The following is a 23,487-nucleotide window of genomic DNA, read 5'->3' as shown; positions in this document are numbered from 1 at the left end:
GTCGAGGCTAGGCCGTACGGCCGACATCACCGGCGTGGCCGCCCGGCTCGTCTGGCTGGTCTCGGTCATCGGGCAGCGCGATCGACCCGGTCATCCGGTGGCGAAGTCGCTCGACCGGCCCCGGGCCCTGGCGCGAGGCGTGGTCGAGTGCCTCGGCGCCGTCGGTGTCCTGCTCGGCGCGGGCGTTCGCGACCGCCCCGGCTTCGCGACCGAGGTTCTCGGCCTCGCGCACGGACAGGTAGTGCCGGATCGCCGCCACCGTGTCGACCCGCGCGTCGACCGCCGGCTCGAAGGCGCTCGCCCAGACCTCGTAGCCGCGGTCGTTCGGGTGGAACAGGTCGCCGTAGCTGTTGAAGAAGGTGCGGCGGACCCCGACGCGCTTCGTGATGGTGTGCAGCGGCGCCACGGTCAGCCCGAACTCGTCGGCCACCCGGTGCACGATCTCGTTCGCCACCGCCACCTTGCGCTCCCGGTCCGGTACGAACATGCACGGCAGCTCGGCCACCACGGCGTGCGAGGGGACCGCGCCGTAGATCGCCCGGATGTTCCGCTCGAACTTGTCCGGGTCGAAGTCGGCGATGTCGTTCGCCCCGATCGACACCGTGCAGACGTCGGGCGCGTAGTGCCGGAGCTTCGGCAGCTGGTCACGTTTTGCGCCCCACGTGGTCGAGCCGGAGACGCTGAGGTTCACCACCCGCACCGACATGTGGGAACGGTGCCGGATGCGCCGTGCGAGCAGCCCCACGTAGCCACGGCCGGGTGCCGTCGCACCGACGCCCTGCGCTGCCGAGTCACCGATCGCCACGTAGAGCAGCTGCCCCTCGTGCTGCTGTCGTTCGCGCCACCAGTCGGCGTGGATCGGGAGCATGTCGACGACCCGTTGCGCCGCTGCCCGTTGGCCCTTCACGCCGGCGCGGGCACCGACGGCTGCGGCACCGACGACGCCGAGGCTGCCGACGACGGAGGTGAGGAGTGCGATGAGCGTGCGGGATCTCATGCCGTGGACGGTACGCCCGCCGGTCTTGCCGGAGACGAGGAGGACCTGTGGGTGTGGGGAGAGCCCTGCAGGTGACCCCCTGTGGAGGGCGACCCGGCCCGGGGTGTCATCACGGGCCTCCCGGATCGTGTAAACTTTTTCCCGGTACCGTGTCCGAGCGGCCGAAGGATCATGTCTCGAAAACATGTGTGGGGGCAACTCCACCGTGGGTTCAAATCCCACCGGTACCGCCAACGCGAAGAGCCCCAGATCCCCGTCACAACGGGGATCTGGGGCTCTTTCGCTCTGTCCCGGGAAGGTGTGAGCAACCGCAACTTCCGGGCCGTTACTCGGTGGCCGTCGTCTTCCTCGACGAAGGTGACACCCGACTCCGTTGCGGTCGTGGGCTCCGGAACTTGCGATAGGTGGCACTATGCGTTGGTTTGAGTCCCACCCTTTGAAGTGACCTGATGCTGCGTCTGTCTGCGGATATCGACGACGTCGATCGCTCCGGCGGTGGTCGGTCGAGTGCCCGCGGCTCCTAGGCTCGACGCATGGGGATGCACAGGGACCAACGACTCGCCGTGATCATCGGGAGCGCCACGGCGGTGCTCGTCGGTGGCGGGCTGATCATCGCAGTGGCTCTCGGCCTGATCGGCTCGTAGCCTGAGCAGCGAGCACGAGGAGGGGTGATGGCGCAGACGGCAGAACCGCCGGCGGCCGCGGATGGTCATCAGCAGCTCGGCTCGAGGCACAAGAACGGCGATCGTCGCTTCGGTGTCGCGGGGCTCATGGCAGGTGTGTACGCCGGCCGAGGAACGCCGATGCTGTCGCGCCTGTACCACTCGACGGTCACCGAGCACATCGGATCAGTCCGCGTCGGCGACGAGCTCCACGTCGAGTGGCGAGGGACCCACTGGTGGGCGTCGTCGGACGAAGGCGCCGTCGGCCTGCTCTCCTGGTCGAAGGGGCTTCGCGAGCAGACGGCGTACGCACCGGACGGGCCCAGCCCCTACGACTTCGACGACGGGACGCTGTACGTGCAGCACGTCACGGTGAACGCCGCCGGCGAGGTCGTCGACTGCGGCGGGTACGTCGTTCCGGACAACTACGAGCCGTCGGACTGGCCGATGACGCCGATCCCGGACCCTGCGGAGCGCGAGCTGACCATCACGATCGGCGCGCCGGCGCCCATGACTCGGCCCGTGCCGGCGGCGGGGAGTCACCACCCCAGGCGAGTAGCGAGACCACTACGCGCTCCGGCTGGCTTCGGCGGCTGCGCGGGCGCGGCTGAGAGGGAGAGCAACCGATGACGACGTACACACCGCGAGAGCTGGCAGCCGAGCTCGGCTACACGAACGAGTCTCGTCCGGGGCGGGCCGTGCGGGCCTACCTGCGGGAGCGTTACCCGGAGCACACCGGATTCTGGGTACTCGACGAGGCGCAGGCCGACGACGTGCGCGCGAACGTGCCCCGCGCGTCGTGACGTGCGTCAGCCGCTGCGACGGTGCAGAGCTCGCCCGTCCGAGGGCTTCACGGCGCGGCATTCGGACACGTCATCGGAAGCCGACGAAGGTATCCACCTTGCTGGTGCTGCGCATCCACGACCGATAGACAGTGAGCCACGTCCAACGAAGGAGTTGTCGATGCTGGTTCAGGTCTGTGGTCTTCCCGGTGCAGGGAAGTCGACGCTGTCTGCTGCGATCGCGGAGCTGACACCTTCACTGACGCTTCGCGTTGATGCGATCGAGGGCGCGATGTGGAAGTACCAGATTCCGCCCGAGCAGTCCGGGATCGCCGCCTACTCGGTCATGCATGCCATCGCGGTGCCGAATCTGCGGCGAGGACAGGTGGTCATCGCCGACGCGGTGAGTGGTGTGGAACCCGCTCGCGCTGGATGGGCGTCGACAGCGGAAGCCGCTGGGGTTTCGCTGCGCGTGATCGAGGTCGTGTGTGCGGACGTCAACGAGCACCGTCGCCGGGTGGAGCAGCGTGCGAATGACCTGCCTGGGTTCACCTTGCCGACGTGGGACGAGGTACAGCGCGTCGCCGACGAGTACGAGCCCCGTACGGACGATCGACTCGTCATCGACAGCACCCGCCCGCTTGAAGAGACGGTGCGCCAGGCCCTTGACTACCTCGAGCTCCACGTCCGGTAACGGACAGTTCAACGGTCCGGCAGGAGTGACGGGTGCGCGGCTACTTCCTCTCGTACCTGCTCCAGGAGCGCGCGAGCGCCGCCTGACCCGGTCGCGCCGTTGTGAACAGGAGCAGAGCAAACCCGACGAAGATGACGAGAACCGCCGCCAGACGGTCGAACCTGCCGGCCGAGTGGGCCATCGACACGAAGCCGATGATGATGACCAGCAGCCCCAGCGTCATGAGTACAACGCGTCGAGGGGTCACGAGTGCGAACCCATCGTCGCCGTACCCGGAGGCGTCCGTGGTGAGCAACAGCAGCGAGTACGGCAGCGGTTCACGCACCTGCCACTTCCGGTTCACGGGCCTGCGCCACGCTTCTGCTCTGTGTCACCGAATCGTGTGACCACGCCCCGAGTGGAGAGAACGCCATGCGCCGGTTCCTGATCGCTGTTCCGAGACGTCGGGCCCGCACGGTGCTGGGGGTCCTGGCGGTGGCGTGCGCCGTGTCCTTGATCGCTCCGGCGGGAGCGTCCGCGGCGACATCGCGAACCGCGCCGCGTCCAGGGGACTACGGGTACTTCGTGGACACCTACAAGACGAACACCCCTGCCGCCACGACGCCGGAGACGAACGCCGCGACCGGGGTGCTGTCGCAGTTCGGCACCCTGTGGCGCCCGGGATCGTCGTGGGACAACGGGGTCGCCACCAGTGCTGCAGCGCAGCGGATCCTGGACTCGAACATCGCGCAGGCAGCGCGGACCACGCAGACCCGCACGGATGCGCAGGGGCACGAGGCGTACCTGATCGACCGACGGAACCAGAGCTACTCGGCCATCGCGGGTTTCGGTGACCTGTCCGACGCGGTGCGGACCGCGACGAACGCCGGCACCACGATCCCCGACGAGATCCCGGCGGACGCCACGACGAAGCAGTACGTCGACCAGGGCAACGCGAAGGGCTCGTGGGCGGACACCGATTCGGAACTCGGCGAGGTCGTCCAGCTGGTGAACACGCTGCGGGGCGACTACTCCTCGGCCAGCAACGCGAAGAAGTACTACCAGTACGCGCGGCCGTACCGGCAGAGCCAGGACGTCAAGGTGCTGCCGCAGCTCGTCCCCGAGAAGTCGCCGACGCCCGCCACCGACGGCGGGTTCCCCAGCGGACACACCAACGCCGGCTACCTGGCCTCCCTGGCGTTCGCGTACGCGTACCCGGAGAAGTACACCGAGCTCCTCGCCAACGGCTCGGAGATCGGCAACAGTCGGATCGTCGCGGGGATGCACTCACCGCTCGACGTCATGGGGGGACGAGTCCTGGCGACTGCGCTGGCGGCGGCCGTCCTGAACGACCCGGCCAACACGCAGCTCGAGCAGCAGGCGCACCAGCAGGCGGAGAAGGTGCTCGCCGCTGCCGGCCCCAGCGCCGTCGATCGGGACGCGGATTACGCAGCGGACAAGAAGGACTACCGCGGGCGTCTGACGTACGGGTTCACGCGGACCGGCACGAAGACGATCTCCGCCACGGTGCCGAAGGGTGCCGAGGCGCTCCTGCGGACCCGCCTGCCGTACCTCAGCGACGCCCAGATCCGAGAGGTGCTCCGGACGACCGCGCTGCCGTCGGGCTACCCCCTGCTGGACGACGCGGAAGGGTGGGGGCGACTCGACCTCTTCTCGGCAGCGTCCGGCTACGGAGCCTTCGACAGCGCGGTGACGGTCTCGATGGACGCCGCCGAGAAGGGACTCGACGCCGCCGACACCTGGCGCAACGACATCGGCGGGAACGGGTCACTGACCAAGCGGGGGACCGGCACCCTCGCCCTCGCCGGCTCGAACCGCTACACCGGCGGCACCGTCGTCCGCGGTGGGACGCTGATCGCGGACTCCGCTGCTGCCCTGGGCAAGGGGTCGGTGACCACTGTCTCCGGCACGCTCGCCGAGGCCAGCACGAGGGTGATCCGCATCGGCGGCAAACTGACGCAGCGCTCGCACGCCGCACTGTCGCTGAGTGTCTCCGGACCCCGTCCTGCCCTGCGCGTCGAGGGCACGGCGTCGTTCGGTGGAACGCTGCGGGTGCGCGTCGCCAAGGGCACGGCCGTGGCGAACGACCTGGTCCTGATCACGGCGGACCGGATCGCGAAGGGCTCGAGTTTCAGCCGGGTCCGCGTCGCCGGCCTGCCCGCCGGGTACAAGCCCGTGGTGGAGCGCCACGGCAACGAACTGCACCTCGTCAACGCCAACGCGACGAAGCCCGGCCACGGCCGGGGCCACGGCGCCGCCTGAAGCGGAGCGCGTCAGGTCGTCTCCGAGTGCGTACGCCTGGCTCACGCTGGTCGGTGGTGCCCTGGCCTACAGCCTCTGGTTCCGAGGCGCACGGGCGCTGCCGTCGGCCCGGATCGCGTTGTTGGGCGTCCTCAGTCCGTTGACCGCTGCGGTGCTCGGGTGGGTTGTCCTCGGCCAGGCGCTGTCGCCGCTGCAGATCGTCGGCTTCGTCGTCGCGCTCCTCGGTTCCCTGGGTGGGCAGCTCGGACAAGCGGGGTCTCGGGGGCGTTCCTCCGAGCCGCTCAGCCGTAGATCGAGTCCGGGATCTCCGGGCAGGCGGTGACGAGCTCGTAGTACTGGGACTGCGGCAGATCGACCGACCGGTACGGCGACCACGCCCCGTCGCTGTCGACGAACTCCTGCTCGCTCGGGCCGCGCCCCACCGCGATGCCGTGGTCCTGCAGGCACTTCGTGAGCTCGCCCGTGGAGTAGCGGTAGAGCCACTCCAGCTGGGACTCGTTGAAGGCAGTCTGGTACTTCGCGGCCATGGGGTACTCGACCCCGCACGTGTACTCAGCGACCGCGAACGCCTCGGACCGTGCGTCCGGGACCTGCCCGGAGGTGAGGCTCGCATCGGGCATCGCCTTCGCCTGCGGGAACCCCGCCGCGGTCATGCACCGTTCCTGCGTCGGGGCCCAGTCGGCGTGCGAGACGGTCCGGACGCGGTCGACCACCGGCCGCTCGAGCCCCGGATGGCGTGACGCGACCAGCTGCCATGCCTGATCGGCGTTCGCGTCGAGGATGGTCTCCGCTCGCACTGCGCTCAACGCATCGGGCTCCGGCCCGGAGGCAGCCCCAGGCGTGGCACATGCGGACACCCCGGTGACCACTGCGATGCAGACCACGCCCGCTGCTGCAGTGAGGAGCTGATGGTCTCGTCGTCGCAAGGGTCCCCCAAAGAGTTGCGATCGTCAGAACTGCCGGTTCGCCACATCCGCCCGGTGCGACACCGCCAGTATGTCCCGCAGCCGCTCGGCCGGCAACGGTGCTCCCCGATCCGCCAGGTAGTCCGCCGCGAATCCCTCGGCACTCGCCGCGTAGATCCCCGTGTACGCCCCGGACTCCGGCTCGAAGCGCCACGAGTCGGCCAGGGTGCCGGCGTCCACGGTGTCGAACCCGAGCAGCTGCACGAGCTCGCCGACCACGGCCTTGGCCTGCTCGTCGTTGCCCGCGATCGGCAGTGCGGTGCGGGGCGTGGAGCCGGCGAGGTTCGGGATGTGGTGCGCGACGATGTTGTTGAACGCCTTGACGATCCGCGTGCCGGGCAGGAGCGTCTGCTCGTACTCCGCCGTGGTCGTCGCGAGGCTGTCGAGCTGCTCGATCCGGCCGTCGCGACCGGGGTAGTAGTTGCCCGTCGACAGCACGGTCCGCCCGGCGAAGGCGTCGAGGTCGGGGGCGAGTGCCGGGTAGGCGGTGAGCGGGATCGCGAGGACGGGCACGTCGCCGAACTCGACGGCCTGGCGCACGGTGCCGGCCTGGGCGCGCGGGCCGAGCTCGGCGACGAGGTCCTGCAGCGACTCGGGGCCGCGCGAGTTCGCGATCAGGACGTCGAGGTCGGCGGCGACGGCCAGGCGTGCGATCGCGGTGCCGATGGCGCCGCTGCCGATGATGCCGATGCGGTTCATGTGGTGCCCTTTCAGGGAGGTGGACGTCAAGGGAGGATCGGGGCTTCCCAGCCGCGCCGCGACAGGGCGGAGAGTGCGGCGGACGACGAGTCGTCGGCCATCGCGGCACCCCGGACCCAGCTGGTCGCCAGGGCGGCGAGGAACAGGTCCCGCGCGCGGACGTCGGCACGCGCACGACCGGAACGCTGGGCGGCGCGGAGGAACTCGTCCGTGGTGGTGATGAACCCCTGGCACGTCAGGGCGAGCGGCGACGAGTCGGACGACGCGGCGGCACGGAGCGGTTCGGGCAGTCCGTCGAACGTTCCGGCCCACTCGGTGACCGCGTCGAGCCAGCCGTGCAGGGCATCGCCGGTGTCCACGGAGTCGTCGCGCAGTGCCTCGCGACGGGCCACCAGGTGCTCGTCGCGCGCGGCGAGGAGTTCGGCGAGCAGGGCCTCGCGCGTGGGGAAGTGCCGGTACAGGGTGCCGGCGCCGACACCGGCCCGCTTGGCGATCGCGTCGAGCGAGCCGGTCACGCCGTGCTCGGTGAACGCCCGCTCCGCGACCCGCAGGATGTGGTCCCGGTTCCGCAGCGCGTCAGCGCGCGGGGCGCGCCCGGCGGGAGCGGTCTGCTCGGGCATGGCGGGCCTCCAGGCTGCGGCGTCGAGTACCGGAGAGGCTCTCCGGAATCACCACAGTACAGGAGACCCTCTCCGTTTCGTCGCGGAAGCGCGACGCCCGGGCGTCAGGACTCCTCGGCAGCCTCCGCCGCGTCCGCCAGGTCCGACCGCGTGTTCGCGTGGATCGGCTCGCTGTGCCCGAAGGTCTTCGCGGCGGCGCGCAGCCGCCCGACGAACTCCCCGTTGTCCATCTCGAGTTCGTCCTCTTCCGCGTCCTCGATGACGATCTCGCTCGAGGGTCCGATGAGGATCTTCGTGGTGGTCATCGTCCCGTCGTCGGCGACGGCGGGCACGTCGACGGTGTCCGCTCGGTCCCCGCCTGCGAGGGCCGCGGCGTACTCGATCACGGCGTCGGCGACGTCGTCACCGACCAGGATCGTGGTGGCGTCGTAGTGGATGTGCTTCATCGCGTACTCCTTCCCGGACCCATACAAACGCGCGGCGCGGGAACCGGCTTCAGGATGACCGCTGCACGCGGTGGTCCGGGTCCGGGGACTCCAGAGCGTTCCACACGTCGGCCCAGATCAGCTCGAAGTCGACGGGGCGGATGCGGTCGGCCCGGAGCGCCTGCTCCAGGATCGACAGCGCGTCCAGGGAGCCGGTGAGCAGGCGTTCGTCGCCGTGGACCTCGCGGCGGCCGTCGCCCAGGAACGTCGTCACGGTGACGGACCGCACGCGCGGTCGCAGCGAGCGGGTGGCGCGGGCGAGGACCGCGAAGCCGCCGCCGTAGAGGAGCAGCGCGGTCGTCGTGCCGACGGCGGGGACCGAGACGGCGAGCACCAGGGCGGCGAGGGCGACGACCGCCCCGACGGCCGGCCAGACGTGCCAGGCACGCAGCAGCAGGCGCTCGCCGGTGGTCGTGCCGGGCGGGAACACGACGAGGGTCCGCGAGCTCCACAGCGTCCGCCCGACGGGTCGGATCGTGTACCGGCCCCACAGGTGGGTGCCGTCGAGCAGCCGGGTGCGGACCGGCAGCGCGACGGTCATCGATCAGCCGGCGCGAGTTCGGTGCGCACCGGCGCGAGTTCCGCCCGGACCGGCTCGACGACGTCGCGGTGCCGGACGGTCGCCAGGCACGGGAAGCAGACCAGGTCGCCTTCGCGGACGTCGGCGGGCAACGGAGCCGGGAGGCGGTGGAACGGACCGTCGGCCTGACCGTCACAGCGGGTGACGACGTACATCGGGGAGAGGGGAGCGGTGCTCCGGCGTCCGATCAGGCGCACCTGGTCGAGCACGGCGCAGTTCGGCAGGACCGCGTCCAGTTCCAGGAGCACCACCCCGGTGCGCGGTCGCCGCACGCGGGTGACCGACGCGACGGCGACGCTCACGTCGCGGGGTGCCCAGCCGCGCGGGCGGTACCGGGGCGGGGACTGCTCGGCGGTGTGCACCGTCGGGGTGCCGGTGAGGTCGGCGAGCCGGACCATCGAGATCGCCGAGACCAGCAGGTCGTCGGTGGTCGCGACGGTGTGGGCCGGCCAGAGGAACGGGTCCATCGGATCGGGGAGCGACGCGCGGAGCGTCGGCATGATCGCAGTCAGTGTCACGACCACACGCTCTCGCGCGATCGAACGGCGCGGAAGGCCTCCTGACGGAACCCCTACGGCCGGGGGCGGAGTCCTGACGGAGCGCTCACCGGCGGGTGGCCGAGCGCAGGGCTGCGGTCCACCCGAGCGAGATCACGCCGGCGCCGATCAGGGTCTTCACCACGCCACCGAGGACGAACGGGTAGAGCCCGTACTGCAGGGTCTGCTGCAGGTCGAGGCCGAGTGCCACCGCGAGCCAGGCCATCCCGGCGACGAAGGTGACGACGGTGCCGAGGGCGAAGGACAGCAGCGCGTTCCGCAGCGGGCGGTCGCCGAAGCGCTCGGCGACCCAGCCGACCAGGGCCGCGGCGGCGACGAAGCCGACGATGTACCCGCCGGAGGGGCCGACGAGCACGCCGACCCCGGCCGAACCGTCCGCGAAGACCGGCAGCCCGACGACGCCGAGCACTGCGTAGACGAGCATCGACAGGGCACCGCGACGGGCACCGAGGGCACTGCCGACGAGCAGCACGGCCAGGGTCTGCCCGGTGATCGGGACGGGCCAGATCGGCACGGACACCTGCGCGGCACCGGCGGTCAGCAGCGCGCCGCCGAGGACCAGGGCGGTGCTGACGACGGCGGTGCGGGGGAGCAGTGCGTCGGCGAGCGGACGGTGTGCGGCGGGGGTGATCGTGGTCATGGTGACTCCTTGCAGAGGGGAGAGGGAGGGTCAGACCGCGACGGCGGCCAGCAGGGACTCGGCGTCGCGCCGGGCCTCGGCCACGGCGGCGGTGTCGAGGCCGCAGGCGCGCAGGCAGGTCGCGACGAGGGCGTCGCGATCGGCGTCCTGCACGGGGCCGGACCGGCGGAGCTGGATGACGGTCTCGGTGATCTGGATGAGCACCGCACCGAGACGCGACGGCGAGACGCCGGCGGCGACGTCCGGGGTGGCAGCGCGCGAGCCGAGGCGCCCGTAGGCCTCCTGCAGTTCGACGCGCTCGGCCCGGAACCCGTCGTAGCGCTCGCCCTGCACCTCGGGCAGCAGGTACAGCGTGCCGATGTTGTGCGGCGTGCGGGCGAGGGTGTCCACGTCGGCGACGACCAGCGCGGCGAGGGCACCGGCTGCCGAGGCCGACTCCGGCACGAGCTGCTCGAGGCCGCGGACCAGCTCGAGGCTCGGGCGCACCGAGGTCGTGAGCAGCTCGACGAGCATGTCGTCCTTGCCGGCGAAGTGGTAGTACAGCGAGGCCTGCCGGATGCCGACCCGTTCGGCGATCGCCCGGGTCGAGGTCGCGCTGATGCCGTTCTCGACGAACAGCGCGGCGGCGGCGTCGAGGATCTGGTCGCGCGGGCTCAGCGCGGAGTCGGCGTTCGGCACGACCCGCGGTCGGCCGGGGCGCACGGGCCGGTCGTCGGGGGTCATGCCCCCATCCTGACAGCCGGTGTCCGTCACGACTGCTCCCGGTACGCGCGCCAGCCGCCGTGGGGGGTGATGTCCTCGGCGCCCTCGACCGCGAACGGCTCGACCAGGAACCCGGTGACCTCGGTGCTGTCGTCGAGCGCCACGGTGCCGATCGCCATCGGTGCCGGCAGGGCCGCGACGAAGGTGCCGAAGCCGGCGGCGGGCAGGCGCCAGACCTCCCCGACGATGCCCGAGCCCGAGCCCGAGCCCGAGCCCGAGCCCGAGCCCGAGCCCGAGCCCGACCCAGGCGCAGCAGCGCCGGACGGGACCGGACCCATGCGGACCAACCCGGGCTTGGGCGGCACCGTGTCGAGGGCGTACAGCCGGTAGTCGGACGCGGTGCGGGCCTCCCGGACGAACGATCCGCCGGACGCGACCAGCTGCCCGTTCAGCGGCTGACCGCGCAGGTGTGCCCCGACGACCAGCAGGTCGACGGTCGGGGCGGCGAACGCGGACGCCAACGCCGCCAGGCGCCGGTCGCTGAACGCCGGGCCGGTGAGCATGACGCCGAACGGCAGGCCGTCGACGAAGCCGGCGGGCACGGCGAGCGAGGCCATGTCGAGCAGGTTCGCGAAGTTCGTGTACCGACCCATCCGGCTGTTCGCGCCGATCGGGTCGGCCGCGACCTGCTCGAGCGTCGGGTGCCACGTCGTCGTCGGGGTGAGCAGGGCGGTCGTGCCCTCGAGTGCTGCGCGACCCGCTGCCCCGAACGCGTCGAGTCGTTCCTGGTCGGCGAAGAGCTCCGCGGCGGTCGGTCGTGCGCCACCGAGCACGATCGCGGCGACCGACGGGTCGAGGTCGGCACCGACCTCGTCGCGGTGGGCCTCGATGTGGGCGCCGACGGCCGCGTACCGCTCCGCGACGAACGCGCCGTCGTAGAGCAGCGACGCGGCGTCGAGCAGGGGTGCGATGTCGACCTCGACCACCTGGTGTCCGAGCGCACGGAACCGGTCGACGGCCGCGGCGAACGCCTCGGCCCAGCCGGGTGCGAGCCCCTGGAGCTGCGACGGCAGCGGCACCGCGATGCGCGGGACGGCCGGCAGGTCGGCGAGGGCGAGGTCGGGCCGCGCGAGCGGGTCGACGCCGTCCGGACCGGCCATCAGCTCCGCCGCCGTGCGCGCCAGGTCGAGCGACCGGGCGAACACCGTGACGCAGTCCTGCGACCGGCAGGCGGGGACGACCCCGGTGTTCGGCACGAGCCCCTTCGTCGGCTTCACCCCGACCAGGTTGCCGAGCGCGGCGGGCACCCGGCCGGACCCGGCGGTGTCGGTGCCGAGCGCGAAGTCGACGATGCCCAGGGCGACCGCCGTGGCGGAGCCGCTCGACGAGCCGCCGGATATCCGCGTCGGGTCCCAGGCGTTCCGGACCGCGCCGAAGGGCGAGCGGGTGCCGACCAGGCCGGTGGCGAACTGGTCGAGGTTCGTCTTGCCGACGACGACGGCGCCGGCGGCGCGGAGCCGGGCGACGGCGGTGGCGTCGGCGGCGGGGTCGTGGGCGTAGGAGCGGGCGGCTGCGGTGGTGGGCAGGCCGGCGACGTCGATGTTGTCCTTCACGGCGAACAGCAGGCCGGCCAGGGGCAGCGTCGGGTCGACGGCTTCGGCCTCGGCCAGCACGTCGGCACGGTCGCGCAGGGTGATCCAGACCTCGGGGCGGTCGACGGCGTCGATGCGGGCGAAGGCGTCGCGGACGCGGGCGGCGGCGGCGACGGCCCCGCTCACGCTGCCGCTCCGATCGCGGCGAGGACCTGGCCCGGCGCGACCTGGTCGCCCGGCTTGATGTACACCTCGAGCACGTGGCCCGGAACGGGTGCGTGCACCATCGACTCCATCTTCATCGCCTCCACGGCCAGCAGCTTCTGCCCCTCGTCCACACGGTCTCCCGGGCGGACGTCCACCTGCCACACGGTCGAGGTGAAGGGGGCGTACACGGCGGTCGACCCCTCCGGCACGGTCACGGCGTCGGCCACCACGGCGGCCGGTTCGTCCCGGACGTCGAACTCGCCCGATGCCCGCCACCGCTCCTTCTCCTCGCCGAACGCCTGTGCCTGCTGCGCCCGGAAGTCCGCGATGGACCCGGCGTTGTCGGCCAGGAACCGGTTGTACGACGCGATCGAGAACTCGCCCTCGACGGTCTCGAACGAGCCCCGTCCGGCGTCCGTCTCGGCGCGCAGCTCGAGCAGCTCGTCGGCACCGACCGGGTACCACTCGATCCGGTCGAAGAACCGCAGCGCCCACGGGTTCTCCTGGAACAGCCCGCCCCGGCGGAACCGGTTCCAGATCTGCACGGTGCGGCCGACGAACTGGTAGCCGCCCGGACCCTCCATGCCGTAGATGCAGAGGTACGCGCCGCCGATGCCGACGGAGTTCTCGGCGGTCCAGGTGCGGGCCGGGTTGTACTTCGTCGTGACCAGGCGGTGCCGGGGGTCGAGCGGGGTCGCGACCGGGGCGCCGAGGTACACGTCGCCCAGGCCGAGCACCAGGTAGCTCGCGTCGAACACGGTGCGGAAGACGTCGTCGACGCTCTCCAGCCCGTTGATGCGACGGATGAACTCGATGTTCCACGGCGTCCACGGGGCGTCGTTCCGGACGCCGTTCATGTACCGCTCGATCGCCAGGCGGGTGGCCGGGTCGTCCCACGACAGCGGCAGCTTCACGGTGCGCGACGGCACGACGAGCTGGTCGGTCGGCGGGATCTCGTCCTCGAGCTCGCGGAGCAGCCCCGCCACGTCCCGCGCCTTGAGCACGGACGCGTCGGTGTGCACCTGCAGCGAGCGGATGCCCGGCGTGATGTCGAGGATCCCCTTCGGCGTGTGCTCCTGCAGCTTCGTCATGAGCGCGTGCACGCGCATCCGCAGCGCGATGTCGAGGGTCATGTCGCCGTACTCGACGAGCACGTTGTCGTCGCCGTCGCGTCGGTACGCGACGCTCGGTCGCACGTCGGTCGCCTCCAGGCGGGCGATCACGCCGTCGTCGCCGTCGGTCCCGGTGCGCGGCACCGTCCTGGAGGCCCGGTGCGCGTCGAGCGCGGCGGCGTCGGCTTCGCGGACGGGGACGAACCGGACGGTGTCACCCGGTCGGAGCTGGCCCAGCTTCCACAGGTCGCCGCTGGCGACCACGGCGGGGCAGACGAAGCCGCCGAGCGACGGCCCGTCCGGTCCGAGGATGATCGGGGTGTCCCCGGTGAAGTCGATCGCACCGACGGCGTACGGGGTGTCGTGGATGTTCGACGGGTGCAGACCGGCCTCGCCGCCGTCGGTCCGCGCCCACTCCGGCCGCGGCCCGATGAGCCGGATGCCGGTGCGTGCCGAGTTGTGGTGCACGGCGTAGTCGGTGGCGTAGAAGACGTCGAGGTCGGCGCGGGTGAAGAAGTCCGGTGCGGCGTGCGGCCCCTCGGTGACGGCGATCTCCCACGCGTCGGTGAGCGCGGTGCGGCGGTCGGCCGGGGTCGGACCGCCCACCAGGCCCAGACGGGTCCCGGACGGGAACGCCGGGTGCGGGGCGTCCGAGTCCGGGGATCCAGGGCGCAGGACGTCGCCGGCGAGCAGGGCCCGCCCGGCGTGGCCGCCGAAGCCACCGAGCGTGAAGGTCGCGGTCGAGCCGAGGTAGGTCGGCACGTCGAAGCCGCCGCGGACCGCCAGGTAGGTGCGGAGGCCCGGACCGGGTGCTGTGCCGATCGCCAGGGTCTGCCCGGCGCCGACCTCGACGGGCTCCCACAGCGCCACGGGTTCGCCGTCGAGGGTGACCGGCGCCGGCGCACCCGTGAGCGCGACCACGGCGGCGGCCGAGAAGCGGAGCGTCGGGCCGGTGGCGGTGACCTCGAGCGCGGGGGCACCGTCCGGGTTGCCCACGGCGCGGTTCGCCTCGGCGAAGGACGCCGCGTCGAACGGGCCGCTCGGCGGGACGCCCACCTGCCAGTACCCGACCCGGCCCGGCAGGTCCTGGATCATCGTCATGGTGCCTGGGGCGACGACGTCGATGCGCGGGTCCGGGTCCTCGGTCGCGTCGAGCGTCGAGGTGGAGTGCGTGGCGGTGCGGAGCTCGAGGTCGTCGGTCAGCGCGCGGAGGAGCCCGGCGTTCGTGACGATGCCGTCGATGCGGGTGGCCGCGAGCCCGTCGCGCAGCAGGTCGAGGGCGTCGTCGCGGGTCTCCCCGGTGGCGATCACCTTGGCGAGCATCGGGTCGTAGAACGCGGACACCTCGGAACCGGTCTCGACCCAGCCGTCGACGCGGATGCCGGTGCGCTCGCCGGATCCCGTGGTCGCGCTCGGGAACACGGCCTGGGTGACGAGGCCGCTCGAGGGCAGCGAGCTCTTCGCCGGGTCCTCGGCGTAGACGCGGGCCTCGACGGCGTGGCCGTTCGGGGTCCAGGTGCGGTCGAACACGTCGGGGTCGATGCCGGCCGCACCGTCGCGGGCCAGGCGGAGCATGAGCTCGACGAGGTCGACGCCGAACACTTCCTCGGTGACCGGGTGCTCGACCTGCAGGCGGGTGTTCACCTCGAGGAACGACGCCTCTTCGCGCACCGGGTCGTAGACGAACTCGACGGTGCCGGCACTGCGGTACCCGACGCTCTCGGCCAGGCGGCGGGCGGACGCGTGCAGCTCGGCGCGGACGTGCTCGGGGAGTGCCGGTGCCGGGGCCTCCTCGATGACCTTCTGGTTGCGGCGCTGCAGGGAGCAGTCGCGGTCGCCGATCACCGCGACGCGGCCTTCGCCGTCACCGAAGAGCTGGACCTCGACGTGCCGGGCCGGCCGGACGAGTCGTTCGAGGAAGATGCCGGCCGACCCGAAGTTCGCGGTCGCCAGACGGACGACGCTCGTGTAGGCCTCGCGGACCTCGTCGAGGGTCGAGCACGCCTGCATGCCGATCCCGCCGCCGCCCCCGGTGGCCTTGAGCATGACGGGCAGCCCGATGCGCTCGGCCTCGGCCACGGCGTCGTCGACGCTGGCGAGCAGTCCGGTGCCGGCGAGCATCGGGACCCCTGCTGCGGCGGCCAGCTCGCGGGCGGTGTGCTTCGCGCCGAACCGGACGATCTGGTCGGCGGTCGGCCCGACGAACCGGATGCCGGCGTCCTCGCAGGCCCGGGCGAAGTCGGTGTTCTCGGACAGGAACCCGTAGCCGGGGTGCACGAGTCCGGCGCCGGTGTCCTTCGCGGCCTGCACCACCGCGTCGATGCGCAGGTACGAGTCGCGGGCGGGTGCGGGACCGAGCCGGACTGCGGTGTCGGCCTCGCGCACGTGGGGTGCCGCGCGATCGGCGTCCGAGTAGACGGCGACGGTGCGCATGCCGAGCGCCTTGGCGGACCGGATGATGCGGCGGGCGATCTCGCCGCGGTTCGCGACGAGGACGGTGTCGGTGCTGAGGGGGGTCTGGTTCACGGTGGCGGTCCCGGTGGGGTCGGGCGCGGCGGTCACGGCTGGACCACGATCATGCGCAGCGGTGTGCAGGAGAAGTCGTTGCAGGGGTTGTTCATCTGTGGGCAGTTCGAGACGACGACGAGCACGTCCCGCTCGGCACGGATCGCGACCCGCTTGCCGGGGGCGCTCATGCCGTCGACGATCCCGAGGGCGCCGTCGGCCTCGACCGGCACGTTCATGAACCAGTTGAGGTTCGACACGATGTCGCGGGCACCGAGTCCGTGGCGGCCTGCCTCGGCCAGGAAGTTCTCGCGGCAGCCGTGCTGGTACTGGGTGTGGTGCCCGTACCGCAGGGTGTTCGACTCCTTCGAGCACGCGCCGCCGATGGTGTCCTGCCGGTCGATCTCGTTCGCGACGACGGTCATCAGCGGGCGGCCCTCGTTCGACATCAGGACGGTGCCGGTCCTGACGTACGCGTTGCCCTGTGCGGCGAGGGTGTCCGGCACGCTGTACCGCTCGTCGGGGTCGTGGGCGTCGTAGAGCAGGCAGTCGGCGCTCTGGTTGCCGCCGACGTCGACGATGGTGAGCACCTCGCCGGCGCGGACCACGGTGGACCACGGTGCGAGCGGGGCGACCCGGTCGTCGCGGACCACGGTGCCCGGCACCAGGGACTCGCTCCAGTCGAGGGCGACGTCCGGGTCGTGGACGGCTCCGACCGGGACGGTGGAGGTGGGGGTGTGGGTCGTCGTGTCGGTCATCACAGGCCTCGGGCTTCCGCGTGGTCGATCGAGTTCAGGTAGGCGCGGGTGAGCTCCGGCGTCGCGGTGAACCGCTCGTCGGCCGCGGTCGTCGGGGCCCCTCGCCAGGCGTGCACCCGCAGTGGTCCGACCAGGTAGTCCGGGCGCGGGTCGATCGGGTGCGCGACGTTCGCGACCAGCACGAGCAGCGGCAGCTCGGCGACGAGCGTGACGTGGGTGCCCGCGCCGGCCGAACCGGTGAAGGTCATCGCCCCCTCGGCGTCGATCCGCACACCCTGGAAGAACGAGATGCTCGGCGGCAGGTCCCGCTTGGTGAGCCCGTGCTTGGCTGCGGCCTTCGCGAACAGCGACCGACCGCTCGGGGTGCGCCCCTCGGGTGCCGCGTCGCCGTACTTCCGCTCGTTCCAGGCGTCGGTCGAGGTGCCGCAGAACGCGTCGTGGTGCCCCGAGGTGTCCTCGAGCACGGTCGCCAGTGCCCGACCGTCCCCGCTCATCAGGGGCGAACCCTGGCCCAGGTACGCCTGCCACGGGATCTTCTGGGTGTCGGCGACGTTGAGCCGCTCCCACGGTTCGAGCGCGTTGAACACCAGGACGTTGGCGCAGGCCTGACCCGTCGGGTCGTCGAACCGCAGTCGTGACCCGCGGGCCAGCACCTTGTGCGTGTACCCGCCCGGCGCCACCGTCTCGGCCCAGACGAGTTCTGCGGGGTCGACGCCCTCGGGGGCGAACGGTGACGACGACGCCGGCAGGTACGGCATGTACTCGGACTGCGAGCCGGCCTGGGCGCGTGCGTCGGACCGGGAGGCGAGCACGCTGTCGGTCTGGTGGAGGTCACGCATGGGGTTCCTTCCGGATCAGGCTTCGACGGAGGCGGCGGTCGGGCTCGCCGCAGTCGCGGCTGCGGGGACGGGCACCGCCGCGGTGGTGGGGACCTCGGCCAGGGTGATCGGCCCGTGCGTGCGGTGCCGCCAGCTCGACCACGCCCAGCCGACGAGCAGCACGCCGCCGATGAAGAGCAGGGCGCTGTACTGCAGCCACCACGAGGTGCCGGTCAGGTCGTAGATCTCCGGCCGGGGCCAGATGAGGTTGATCGCCATGCCGATCTGGAACGCCACGGCCAGGGCGTTCAGCGGGATGCCCCAGCGACCGAGGGTGAACAGCGGCTTGCCGTCCTCGTCGACCCCGGTCGGCAGCCCCGTGCGACGGAGCTTGATCCGCTGGACCAGCAGCGGCCCGGTGACGCCGAGGTAGGCCAGGTAGAGCATCGCGATGCACAGGCTCGACAGGGCGGTGAAGATCGCGGACTGCCCGATGTTGACGGCGAGGGCCAGCCCGGCGCCGACCCCGACGACGATCGACGCGGCGATCGGGGTGCCGGTGCGGGGCGAGACCCGGGCGAGGGTGCGGTGGAAGGGCAGCGCCTTCTCGCGGGCCATCGAGTAGACCATCCGGGCTCCGGCGGTCTGCACGGCGAGGGTGCACGCGAAGACGGCGACGGCGACGGTGCAGAGCAGGAGCCGGCCGAAGACGTCGCCGAGGGTCGAGGTGATCACCCAGGCGAGACCCTGGGTGGCGAGCTTGCCGTCGGTCAGGCTCGGGGCGGCGACGAGGGCGCCGATGATGAGCAGCCCGCCGCCGAGGCCGGAGACCGTGAGTGCCCGGACGATCGTCTTCGGGGTGGTCCGGCGCGGGTTGTGGGTCTCCTCCGCGAGCTCACCGGCCGAGTCGAAGCCGACCATCACGTACGCGGCCATCAGCGAGGACGCCAGGAACGCCCACACGTACGGCTCGGTGCTCGTCGACCCGGTGGTCGTGAACACCACCGATGCGCTGCGGTGCGGCAGCAGGAACAGGGCGCCGATGAGCACGACCACGCCGATGATCTCGATGAGCACGCCGAAGCTCGTCACGCGGGCCATCAGCCGGACGCTCGTGATGTTCACGATCGTCGTCACGGCGAGCATCACCAGCCCGAGGACCACCGCGTTCGCGGCACCGGTCGGCGACGCGACGGACGGGTCGGCGCCCGGACCGCCGACGACCTGGAACCCGTCCCAGATCGCGGGGAGCACGGCCTGCACGGCGATGGCGGCCACCGCGACGGTGAGGATCTGGCCGATGATCATCGTCCAGCCGGTGAACCACCCGAACCGGGCTCCGGCCAGACGGCTCGACCACTGGAAGATCGCGCCGGAGATGGGCCAGCGGGCCGCGAGCTGCGCGAAGTTCAGCGCGACGAGCAGCTGGCCGCCGAAGACGAGCGGCCACGCCCAGAAGAACGCAGCACCGCCGAGCCCGAAGCCGAGTCCGAACAGCTGGAAGACCGTGGTGAGGATCGAGACGAAGGAGAAGCCCGCCGCGAAGGAGGAGAACGAGCCGACCCCGCGGTGGAGTTCCTGCTCGTAGCCGAGGCGGGCGAGCCCCTGGGTGTCGACGTCGGACGTGGCGCGCGGTGCGTGGAGCGGTGCTTGCGGAGAACGCATGACTGCAGACCTTTCGCGGAGTACCTGTCGGGTGACAGGTAGTGCGACAAGTGTCTTGCGGCCCTGTGTCGTCGCCGTTGCCCGTCTGTTTCGAGTGCGTGACGGCAGGCCTCGGCGTGTAAACGTTCCGAGTCGGCGGGCGGATCAGCGGCGGGGGATCACCGGCGAGGGATCACGGGTGAGCGGGGCAATCACTCGACGTCGACGTCCCGCTTGCCGCGGCGGACGATGAGCGGGTCCGGCTTGCCGATGACGTCGGCGGCCTTGTCCGGGTAGTCGAACTGCGTCAGGAAGTACCGCATGGCGTTGAGCCGCGCGCGCTTCTTGTCGTTCGACCGCACGATCGTCCACGGCGCGTAGCGCTTGCTCGTCCTGGTGAACATCGCCGTCTTCGCCTCGGTGTAGTCCTCCCACCGGTCGAGCGACAGCAGGTCGATGTCGGACAGCTTCCACCGTCGCACCGGGTCGAGCTGGCGCATCGCGAACCGGGTCCGCTGCTCGCGCCGGGTCACCGAGAACCAGAACTTCGTCAGGTGGATGCCGGAGTCGACGAGCATCCGCTCGAACTGCGGCACCTGGGTCATGAACGACTCGTACTCGTCGTCGCTGCAGAATCCCATCACCCGTTCGACGCCGGCACGGTTGTACCAGGAGCGGTCGAACAGGACCATCTCGCCGGCGGCCGGCAGGTGCTGCACGTACCGCTGGAAGTACCACTCACCGCGCTCGCGCTCGGTCGGCTTGCTCAGCGCGACGACCCGCGAGGTCCGGGGGTTGAGGTGCTCCGTGAACCGCTTGATCGTGCCGCCCTTGCCCGCGGCGTCACGACCCTCGAAGAGCACCACGACCTTCTGGCCGGTGTCCTCGAGCCAGTACTGGCACTTCAGCAGCTCGATCTGCAGCAGGTACTTCTGGTACTCGTACTCGTCCCGCGGCAGGCGCTCCGAGTACGGGTAGTCGTCCTGCCAGGTGAGCACCGGGTTGCCGTGCGGGTCGATCAGCTCCGGGTCGGCCGTCTGACCGTCCGCGACGCTGTACCCCTCGGTCCGCAGCTGTTCGATGTACTCCCGCAACGGCTGCGAGTACGGCGCTGTGTCCACGGTGTCCTCCCTCTGCGAGCCGATCGGCTGTCGGCCCAAGGGCCATCCTGGCCCGGCCACCCGCACGACCGCCCCACGCCTCGCCCTGGACGCGACCCGATGACGGCCTGGAGGCGCGGTGCGGGCCCGCCCCGTGCCTCCCGACCGCATGTGGCCCTTCACAGGCATGATGGGGCCATGACGGACCAGGCCGAGATGATCCACCCCGAGATCGCACCGAGCGGAGACGGGTGCGTCGAGTGCGACGCGACCGGTTCGTGGTGGGTGCACCTGCGCCGCTGCGCGGCGTGCGGCCACGTCGGCTGCTGCGACGACTCGCTCAACACGCACGCGACGCGGCACTGGGAGGAGACCGGGCACGCGGTCATCCAGAGCTACGAGCCCGGCGAGACCTGGGCGTGGGACTACCGCGACGACACCCGCTCCGAGGGGCTCGAGCTCGCAGCACCCACCAGCCACCCCGTGACGCAGGCAGTCCCCGGGCCGGCGGATCGCCTTCCCGGGGACTGGTTGGAACTGCTCGGCGGATCACGCTGATCCGCGGCGGTCGTCAGGTCAGACGGCCGCGGCCGCCTCGTCGCGGTGCGGGAGCTTCCAGCCCGGACGCACGAAGTGGCAGGTGTAGCCGTGCGGGTTCTTCTCGAGGTAGTCCTGGTGCTCGTCCTCGGCCTCCCAGAACGGGCCGGCCGCAGTGACCTCGGTGACGACCTTGCCGGGCCAGATGCCCGACGCGTCGACGTCCGCGATGGTGTCGAGCGCGACCTGCTTCTGCTCGTCCGAGGTGAAGAAGATCGCCGAACGGTAGCTGCGACCGATGTCGTTGCCCTGGCGGTCCTTCGTCGACGGGTCGTGGATCTGGAAGAAGAACTCCAGCAGGTCCCGGTACGAGATCTGGGACGGGTCGAAGACGATCTCGACCGACTCGGCGTGGTCGCCGTGGTTGCGGTACGTCGCGTTCGGCACCTCGCCGCCGGAGTAGCCGACGCGGGTGCTGACGATGCCGGGGCGACGACGGAGGAGCTGCTGCGCTCCCCAGAAGCATCCGCCGGCGAGGATGGCGGTCTCGGTGGTGGTCATGGTGGCCTCCTGGGCTCTCGTGTCACTGGCTGCGACACCGTGTGGTGCAACCGGCAACAGGGACGATCTGTTCCCGTCGTCAGGTCCGCTGTGGGGCACGGACCCACTCGGGTGTGCGGTCGGTACGACTCGACCCTACGAGTCCGTGCTCCGTGTCACCCCTGCGGTACGGTCAGCCTCACATGAAGCGGTCATCCATCGACGAAGTCCAGCGCCGTCCACGTGGTTGGTGGCTGCTCGGACTCGCGTTCTGTTTCCTCGTCTTCCTCGAGGTCTTCGTGGCGATCGGCTCGCTACCGGGGATGGTCGCCGCGCAACTGGAGCAGTACACGCCCTGCGCTTCCGACGTGACGTTGCAGTGTTCGTACGCCGTCGGGGAAACCGCGCAGTTCCTCGTGCCGCTCCTCGCACTCGTCGTCGCGATCACGACCTGGGTCATCGGGGCGTCTGGTGCTCCCACGGTGCGGCGACAGGTGCTGATACCCACGATCGGCCTCGTGGTCATCGTCCTGGTCTTCGTGCTCGGTGTCGTCGCGATCAATCTGTCGATCAGGTGACCGTCGTGAACCGAACTCGCCGCCACACGCTCCTGAGGACCTGATGCCGTTCACTCCAGATCGGTTTCGAGACAGGGTCGACTGCGAGGTGGATGGCGTCGTCGACGGACACAGGAGCGCTGGTCTCGGTGCCCGATAGCCGATCGGCTAACGAGACGGGGATGCGGCTATGCCGCCGGAACGATCATCGTCGTTGGGCGAGCACTCCGGAGACAGCGAGCAGCAGGAGTGCGACTGTCGCCATCACCGCGACGGCGAAGGGCGTGCCCGCGGCCGCGATGAGGACCCCCGCCAGCGCGCTGCCGATCGCGCCACCGACGTTGTGGCTCGTGTTGACCCAGGTGGTCGCTGCGTTCTGACGGTGCTCACCACCGGCAGTGTGCGCGGCGATGTACGCCACGATCATGACGGGGGAGAAGAAGACGCCGGCGGCCGCGACCACGACGCTGACCGCCACGGCCCCGGTGACCACCGCGATGAGTGACGAGAGGGTCAGCAGCCCGAGCGCGAGTGCGATGAGTTGCCGTGCCGGGGAACCCGGCACCTTCACCGCGCCGTAGACCAGTCCACCGACTGCGCTGCCGCCCGCGAAGAGTCCGAGCGCTACGCCGGCCGCGGCGGCGCCCCCGTGGTCGACCAGGACCGCCGGCACGGCGACGGTGAGGCTGCCGGAGATGCTGCCCGCGACGAGGGCTGGTAGCAAGACGGCGACGAACCGACGTTCTGCGAGCAGGGAACGACGGCGTTCGGCGGTCTCGCCACGAGGGCGCCCGCCCATCGATCCGACAGTTGGAGTCGCGACGAACAGGAGACCGCCGACGACGACGAGTACGGCCGGGACGAACAGGGCAAGTCCCGGGTCGATCACCGCGAGCGCCAGTCCGGCGACGGCCGGACCGACGAGGTAGAGCAGTTCCTCGACGACGGCATCGAAGCTCAGTCCCTTGCGCAGCAGGTCCCCTTCCGGGAGGAGCGCTCCCCAGGCGACGCGCATGGTCGGTCCGATCGGCGGAGCGACCGCGCCCGCGGCAACGGCGAGGATCATGAGCAGCGCGCTCGGACCGTCCGCCAGCGACGTGATCGCCAGCGCGGCGACCGCCCCGCCGAAGAGGAGCACGAGAATCCCGAGGACCAGGCGGGCACCGTGCCGGTCGATGAGCCATGCGCGGGCAGGTGCCAGGAGACTCGCTCCGGCGCCGTAGAGGGCGACTGCGACGCCGGCCTGCGCGATCGAGCCGCTGGCGTCGGAGACGGCGTAGAGCAGCGGGAGGAGGACGAGGGCGTACGCCGCGCGGCCGAACAGTGCAGCGGAGAAGGTCGGGAGGACGTGTGGTGTTGCGAGCGCGTCACGAAGACGCGCAGTCCGAGTGGACATGAGCGTGGGGCTCCAGGGGAACGAGCACGCCCTGGGGGCGTGCTGAAAAAGTGGATCAGAAGGCCTCGCGCTCAGA

Annotated in this window: 25 protein-coding genes and 1 tRNA gene; 8 read left to right on the top strand and 18 right to left on the bottom strand. The window is 71.3% G+C overall.

Annotated features, from left to right (window positions below; translation table 11 throughout):
* Nucleotides 1-7 precede the first annotated feature (7 nt).
* The gene (locus tag DEJ04_RS14690; protein ID WP_111047575.1) at nt 8-997 is read right to left on the bottom strand and encodes an SGNH/GDSL hydrolase family protein; all 990 of its coding nucleotides are present in this window, start codon (nt 995-997) and stop codon (nt 8-10) included.
* Nucleotides 998-1,140: 143 nt separating this feature from the next.
* On the opposite strand from DEJ04_RS14690, the gene DEJ04_RS14685 reads away from it, so the two are divergent.
* The 4 genes from DEJ04_RS14685 to DEJ04_RS14675 all read left to right on the top strand — a co-directional run bounded on the left by DEJ04_RS14685 (nt 1,141) and on the right by DEJ04_RS14675 (nt 3,135).
* Nucleotides 1,141-1,230, top strand: a tRNA-Ser gene (locus tag DEJ04_RS14685).
* Nucleotides 1,231-1,668: 438 nt separating this feature from the next.
* Nucleotides 1,669-2,289 carry a hypothetical protein gene (locus DEJ04_RS14680; protein ID WP_146248732.1) on the top strand — a complete coding sequence of 207 codons (621 nt, stop codon included), beginning with the start codon at nt 1,669-1,671 and terminating at the stop codon, nt 2,287-2,289.
* A complete protein-coding gene (locus tag DEJ04_RS18530) occupies nt 2,286-2,462 on the top strand; it encodes a hypothetical protein (protein WP_159557109.1) in 177 nt (58 codons plus the stop codon). Before DEJ04_RS14680 ends, DEJ04_RS18530 begins: the two co-directional genes overlap by 4 nt.
* Nucleotides 2,463-2,622: 160 nt before the next feature.
* On the top strand, nt 2,623-3,135 hold the full coding sequence (locus DEJ04_RS14675) for an ATP-binding protein (protein WP_111047573.1): 513 nt from the start codon (nt 2,623-2,625) through the stop codon (nt 3,133-3,135).
* Between the two features lie 40 nt (nt 3,136-3,175).
* Here the strand turns inward: DEJ04_RS14675 and DEJ04_RS14670 are convergent, their stop codons facing one another.
* Complete coding sequence (locus DEJ04_RS14670) at nt 3,176-3,478, bottom strand: hypothetical protein (protein ID WP_111047572.1); 303 nt, start codon at nt 3,476-3,478, stop codon at nt 3,176-3,178.
* Nucleotides 3,479-3,699: 221 nt separating this feature from the next.
* Between DEJ04_RS14670 and DEJ04_RS14665 the strand changes: the two genes are divergently transcribed.
* Nucleotides 3,700-5,397: a phosphatase PAP2 family protein gene (locus DEJ04_RS14665; protein ID WP_111047571.1), complete on the top strand. Its 1,698-nt coding sequence runs from the start codon at nt 3,700-3,702 to the stop codon at nt 5,395-5,397.
* A 46-nt stretch (nt 5,398-5,443) separates the two neighbouring features.
* Nucleotides 5,444-5,719, top strand: coding sequence for an EamA family transporter (locus DEJ04_RS14660; RefSeq protein ID WP_375334736.1), 276 nt, complete (start codon nt 5,444-5,446; stop codon nt 5,717-5,719).
* Here DEJ04_RS14660 and DEJ04_RS14655 read toward each other — a convergent pair.
* From DEJ04_RS14655 to ppk2, 14 genes are all read right to left on the bottom strand, one after another.
* Complete coding sequence (locus DEJ04_RS14655) at nt 5,679-6,203, bottom strand: hypothetical protein (RefSeq protein ID WP_146248731.1); 525 nt, start codon at nt 6,201-6,203, stop codon at nt 5,679-5,681. The two genes, DEJ04_RS14660 and DEJ04_RS14655, sit on opposite strands and share 41 nt — an antisense overlap.
* 144 nt (nt 6,204-6,347) lie before the next feature.
* Nucleotides 6,348-7,061 carry an NADPH-dependent F420 reductase gene (locus tag DEJ04_RS14650; protein WP_111047569.1) on the bottom strand — a complete coding sequence of 238 codons (714 nt, stop codon included), beginning with the start codon at nt 7,059-7,061 and terminating at the stop codon, nt 6,348-6,350.
* Nucleotides 7,062-7,087: 26 nt separating this feature from the next.
* Nucleotides 7,088-7,681, bottom strand: coding sequence for a TetR/AcrR family transcriptional regulator (locus DEJ04_RS14645; protein WP_111047568.1), 594 nt, complete (start codon nt 7,679-7,681; stop codon nt 7,088-7,090).
* Between the two features lie 104 nt (nt 7,682-7,785).
* A complete protein-coding gene (locus DEJ04_RS14640; RefSeq protein WP_071404752.1) occupies nt 7,786-8,127 on the bottom strand; it encodes a hypothetical protein in 342 nt (113 codons plus the stop codon).
* Between the two features lie 49 nt (nt 8,128-8,176).
* Nucleotides 8,177-8,707 carry a DUF6611 family protein gene (locus tag DEJ04_RS14635; protein ID WP_111047567.1) on the bottom strand — a complete coding sequence of 177 codons (531 nt, stop codon included), beginning with the start codon at nt 8,705-8,707 and terminating at the stop codon, nt 8,177-8,179.
* The gene (locus DEJ04_RS14630; RefSeq protein ID WP_146248730.1) at nt 8,704-9,264 is read right to left on the bottom strand and encodes a hypothetical protein; all 561 of its coding nucleotides are present in this window, start codon (nt 9,262-9,264) and stop codon (nt 8,704-8,706) included. Before DEJ04_RS14630 ends, DEJ04_RS14635 begins: the two co-directional genes overlap by 4 nt.
* An 85-nt stretch (nt 9,265-9,349) precedes the next feature.
* Nucleotides 9,350-9,943, bottom strand: a complete 594-nt coding sequence (locus DEJ04_RS14625; protein WP_111047565.1) for a biotin transporter BioY — start codon at nt 9,941-9,943, stop codon at nt 9,350-9,352.
* Nucleotides 9,944-9,973: 30 nt separating this feature from the next.
* Nucleotides 9,974-10,666, bottom strand: a complete 693-nt coding sequence (locus tag DEJ04_RS14620; protein WP_111047564.1) for a TetR/AcrR family transcriptional regulator — start codon at nt 10,664-10,666, stop codon at nt 9,974-9,976.
* 26 nt (nt 10,667-10,692) lie between these two features.
* Nucleotides 10,693-12,423, bottom strand: coding sequence for an allophanate hydrolase (atzF, locus tag DEJ04_RS14615; RefSeq protein WP_111047563.1), 1,731 nt, complete (start codon nt 12,421-12,423; stop codon nt 10,693-10,695).
* Nucleotides 12,420-16,118, bottom strand: a complete 3,699-nt coding sequence (gene uca / locus DEJ04_RS14610) for an urea carboxylase (RefSeq protein ID WP_220035573.1) — start codon at nt 16,116-16,118, stop codon at nt 12,420-12,422. Before uca ends, atzF begins: the two co-directional genes overlap by 4 nt.
* Complete coding sequence (locus DEJ04_RS14605; RefSeq protein WP_111047562.1) at nt 16,115-16,819, bottom strand: urea amidolyase associated protein UAAP2; 705 nt, start codon at nt 16,817-16,819, stop codon at nt 16,115-16,117. The genes uca and DEJ04_RS14605 overlap by 4 nt, the downstream gene beginning before the upstream one ends.
* On the bottom strand, nt 16,819-17,658 hold the full coding sequence (locus DEJ04_RS14600; protein ID WP_111047561.1) for an urea amidolyase associated protein UAAP1: 840 nt from the start codon (nt 17,656-17,658) through the stop codon (nt 16,819-16,821). Before DEJ04_RS14600 ends, DEJ04_RS14605 begins: the two co-directional genes overlap by 1 nt.
* Before the next feature lie 15 nt (nt 17,659-17,673).
* Nucleotides 17,674-19,302, bottom strand: a complete 1,629-nt coding sequence (locus tag DEJ04_RS14595; protein ID WP_111024045.1) for an APC family permease — start codon at nt 19,300-19,302, stop codon at nt 17,674-17,676.
* A gap of 191 nt (nt 19,303-19,493) precedes the next feature.
* Nucleotides 19,494-20,402 carry a polyphosphate kinase 2 gene (gene ppk2, locus DEJ04_RS14590; protein ID WP_027467245.1) on the bottom strand — a complete coding sequence of 303 codons (909 nt, stop codon included), beginning with the start codon at nt 20,400-20,402 and terminating at the stop codon, nt 19,494-19,496.
* Nucleotides 20,403-20,579: 177 nt separating this feature from the next.
* Here ppk2 and DEJ04_RS14585 point away from each other — a divergent pair, with 177 nt between their 5' ends.
* The gene (locus tag DEJ04_RS14585) at nt 20,580-20,939 is read left to right on the top strand and encodes a UBP-type zinc finger domain-containing protein (RefSeq protein WP_071404761.1); all 360 of its coding nucleotides are present in this window, start codon (nt 20,580-20,582) and stop codon (nt 20,937-20,939) included.
* 18 nt (nt 20,940-20,957) lie between these two features.
* On the opposite strand, the gene msrA is transcribed toward DEJ04_RS14585, so the two are convergent.
* Nucleotides 20,958-21,479, bottom strand: a complete 522-nt coding sequence (gene msrA, locus DEJ04_RS14580) for a peptide-methionine (S)-S-oxide reductase MsrA (protein ID WP_111047560.1) — start codon at nt 21,477-21,479, stop codon at nt 20,958-20,960.
* Between the two features lie 182 nt (nt 21,480-21,661).
* On the opposite strand from msrA, the gene DEJ04_RS14575 reads away from it, so the two are divergent.
* The gene (locus DEJ04_RS14575; RefSeq protein ID WP_111047559.1) at nt 21,662-22,036 is read left to right on the top strand and encodes a hypothetical protein; all 375 of its coding nucleotides are present in this window, start codon (nt 21,662-21,664) and stop codon (nt 22,034-22,036) included.
* Nucleotides 22,037-22,220: 184 nt separating this feature from the next.
* Here the strand turns inward: DEJ04_RS14575 and DEJ04_RS14570 are convergent, their stop codons facing one another.
* Nucleotides 22,221-23,411, bottom strand: coding sequence for an MFS transporter (locus DEJ04_RS14570; RefSeq protein ID WP_111047558.1), 1,191 nt, complete (start codon nt 23,409-23,411; stop codon nt 22,221-22,223).
* Between the last annotated feature and the right edge of the window lie 76 nt (nt 23,412-23,487).

Source organism: Curtobacterium sp. MCLR17_044 (assembly GCF_003234435.1).
Lineage (GTDB): Bacteria > Actinomycetota > Actinomycetes > Actinomycetales > Microbacteriaceae > Curtobacterium > Curtobacterium flaccumfaciens.
This window is presented reverse-complemented; position numbering and strand designations above follow the sequence as displayed.

Excerpts from the sequence above, each read along its gene's own strand:
- DEJ04_RS14635 (WP_111047567.1), bottom strand. The coding sequence starts at position 8,707 with ATGACCGTCGCGCTGCCGGTCCGCACCCGGCTGCTCGACGGCACCCAC.
- DEJ04_RS14570 (WP_111047558.1), bottom strand. The coding sequence starts at position 23,411 with ATGTCCACTCGGACTGCGCGTCTTCGTGACGCGCTCGCAACACCACAC.
- DEJ04_RS14645 (WP_111047568.1), bottom strand. The coding sequence starts at position 7,681 with ATGCCCGAGCAGACCGCTCCCGCCGGGCGCGCCCCGCGCGCTGACGCG.
- msrA (WP_111047560.1), bottom strand. The coding sequence starts at position 21,479 with ATGACCACCACCGAGACCGCCATCCTCGCCGGCGGATGCTTCTGGGGA.
- DEJ04_RS18530 (WP_159557109.1), top strand. The coding sequence starts at position 2,286 with ATGACGACGTACACACCGCGAGAGCTGGCAGCCGAGCTCGGCTACACG.
- DEJ04_RS14640 (WP_071404752.1), bottom strand. The coding sequence starts at position 8,127 with ATGAAGCACATCCACTACGACGCCACCACGATCCTGGTCGGTGACGAC.
- DEJ04_RS14600 (WP_111047561.1), bottom strand. The coding sequence starts at position 17,658 with ATGCGTGACCTCCACCAGACCGACAGCGTGCTCGCCTCCCGGTCCGAC.
- DEJ04_RS14625 (WP_111047565.1), bottom strand. The coding sequence starts at position 9,943 with ATGACCACGATCACCCCCGCCGCACACCGTCCGCTCGCCGACGCACTG.
- DEJ04_RS14575 (WP_111047559.1), top strand. The coding sequence starts at position 21,662 with ATGAAGCGGTCATCCATCGACGAAGTCCAGCGCCGTCCACGTGGTTGG.
- DEJ04_RS14650 (WP_111047569.1), bottom strand. The coding sequence starts at position 7,061 with ATGAACCGCATCGGCATCATCGGCAGCGGCGCCATCGGCACCGCGATC.
- DEJ04_RS14680 (WP_146248732.1), top strand. The coding sequence starts at position 1,669 with ATGGCGCAGACGGCAGAACCGCCGGCGGCCGCGGATGGTCATCAGCAG.
- DEJ04_RS14585 (WP_071404761.1), top strand. The coding sequence starts at position 20,580 with ATGACGGACCAGGCCGAGATGATCCACCCCGAGATCGCACCGAGCGGA.
- DEJ04_RS14690 (WP_111047575.1), bottom strand. The coding sequence starts at position 997 with ATGAGATCCCGCACGCTCATCGCACTCCTCACCTCCGTCGTCGGCAGC.
- DEJ04_RS14675 (WP_111047573.1), top strand. The coding sequence starts at position 2,623 with ATGCTGGTTCAGGTCTGTGGTCTTCCCGGTGCAGGGAAGTCGACGCTG.
- DEJ04_RS14605 (WP_111047562.1), bottom strand. The coding sequence starts at position 16,819 with ATGACCGACACGACGACCCACACCCCCACCTCCACCGTCCCGGTCGGA.
- DEJ04_RS14620 (WP_111047564.1), bottom strand. The coding sequence starts at position 10,666 with ATGACCCCCGACGACCGGCCCGTGCGCCCCGGCCGACCGCGGGTCGTG.
- DEJ04_RS14595 (WP_111024045.1), bottom strand. The coding sequence starts at position 19,302 with ATGCGTTCTCCGCAAGCACCGCTCCACGCACCGCGCGCCACGTCCGAC.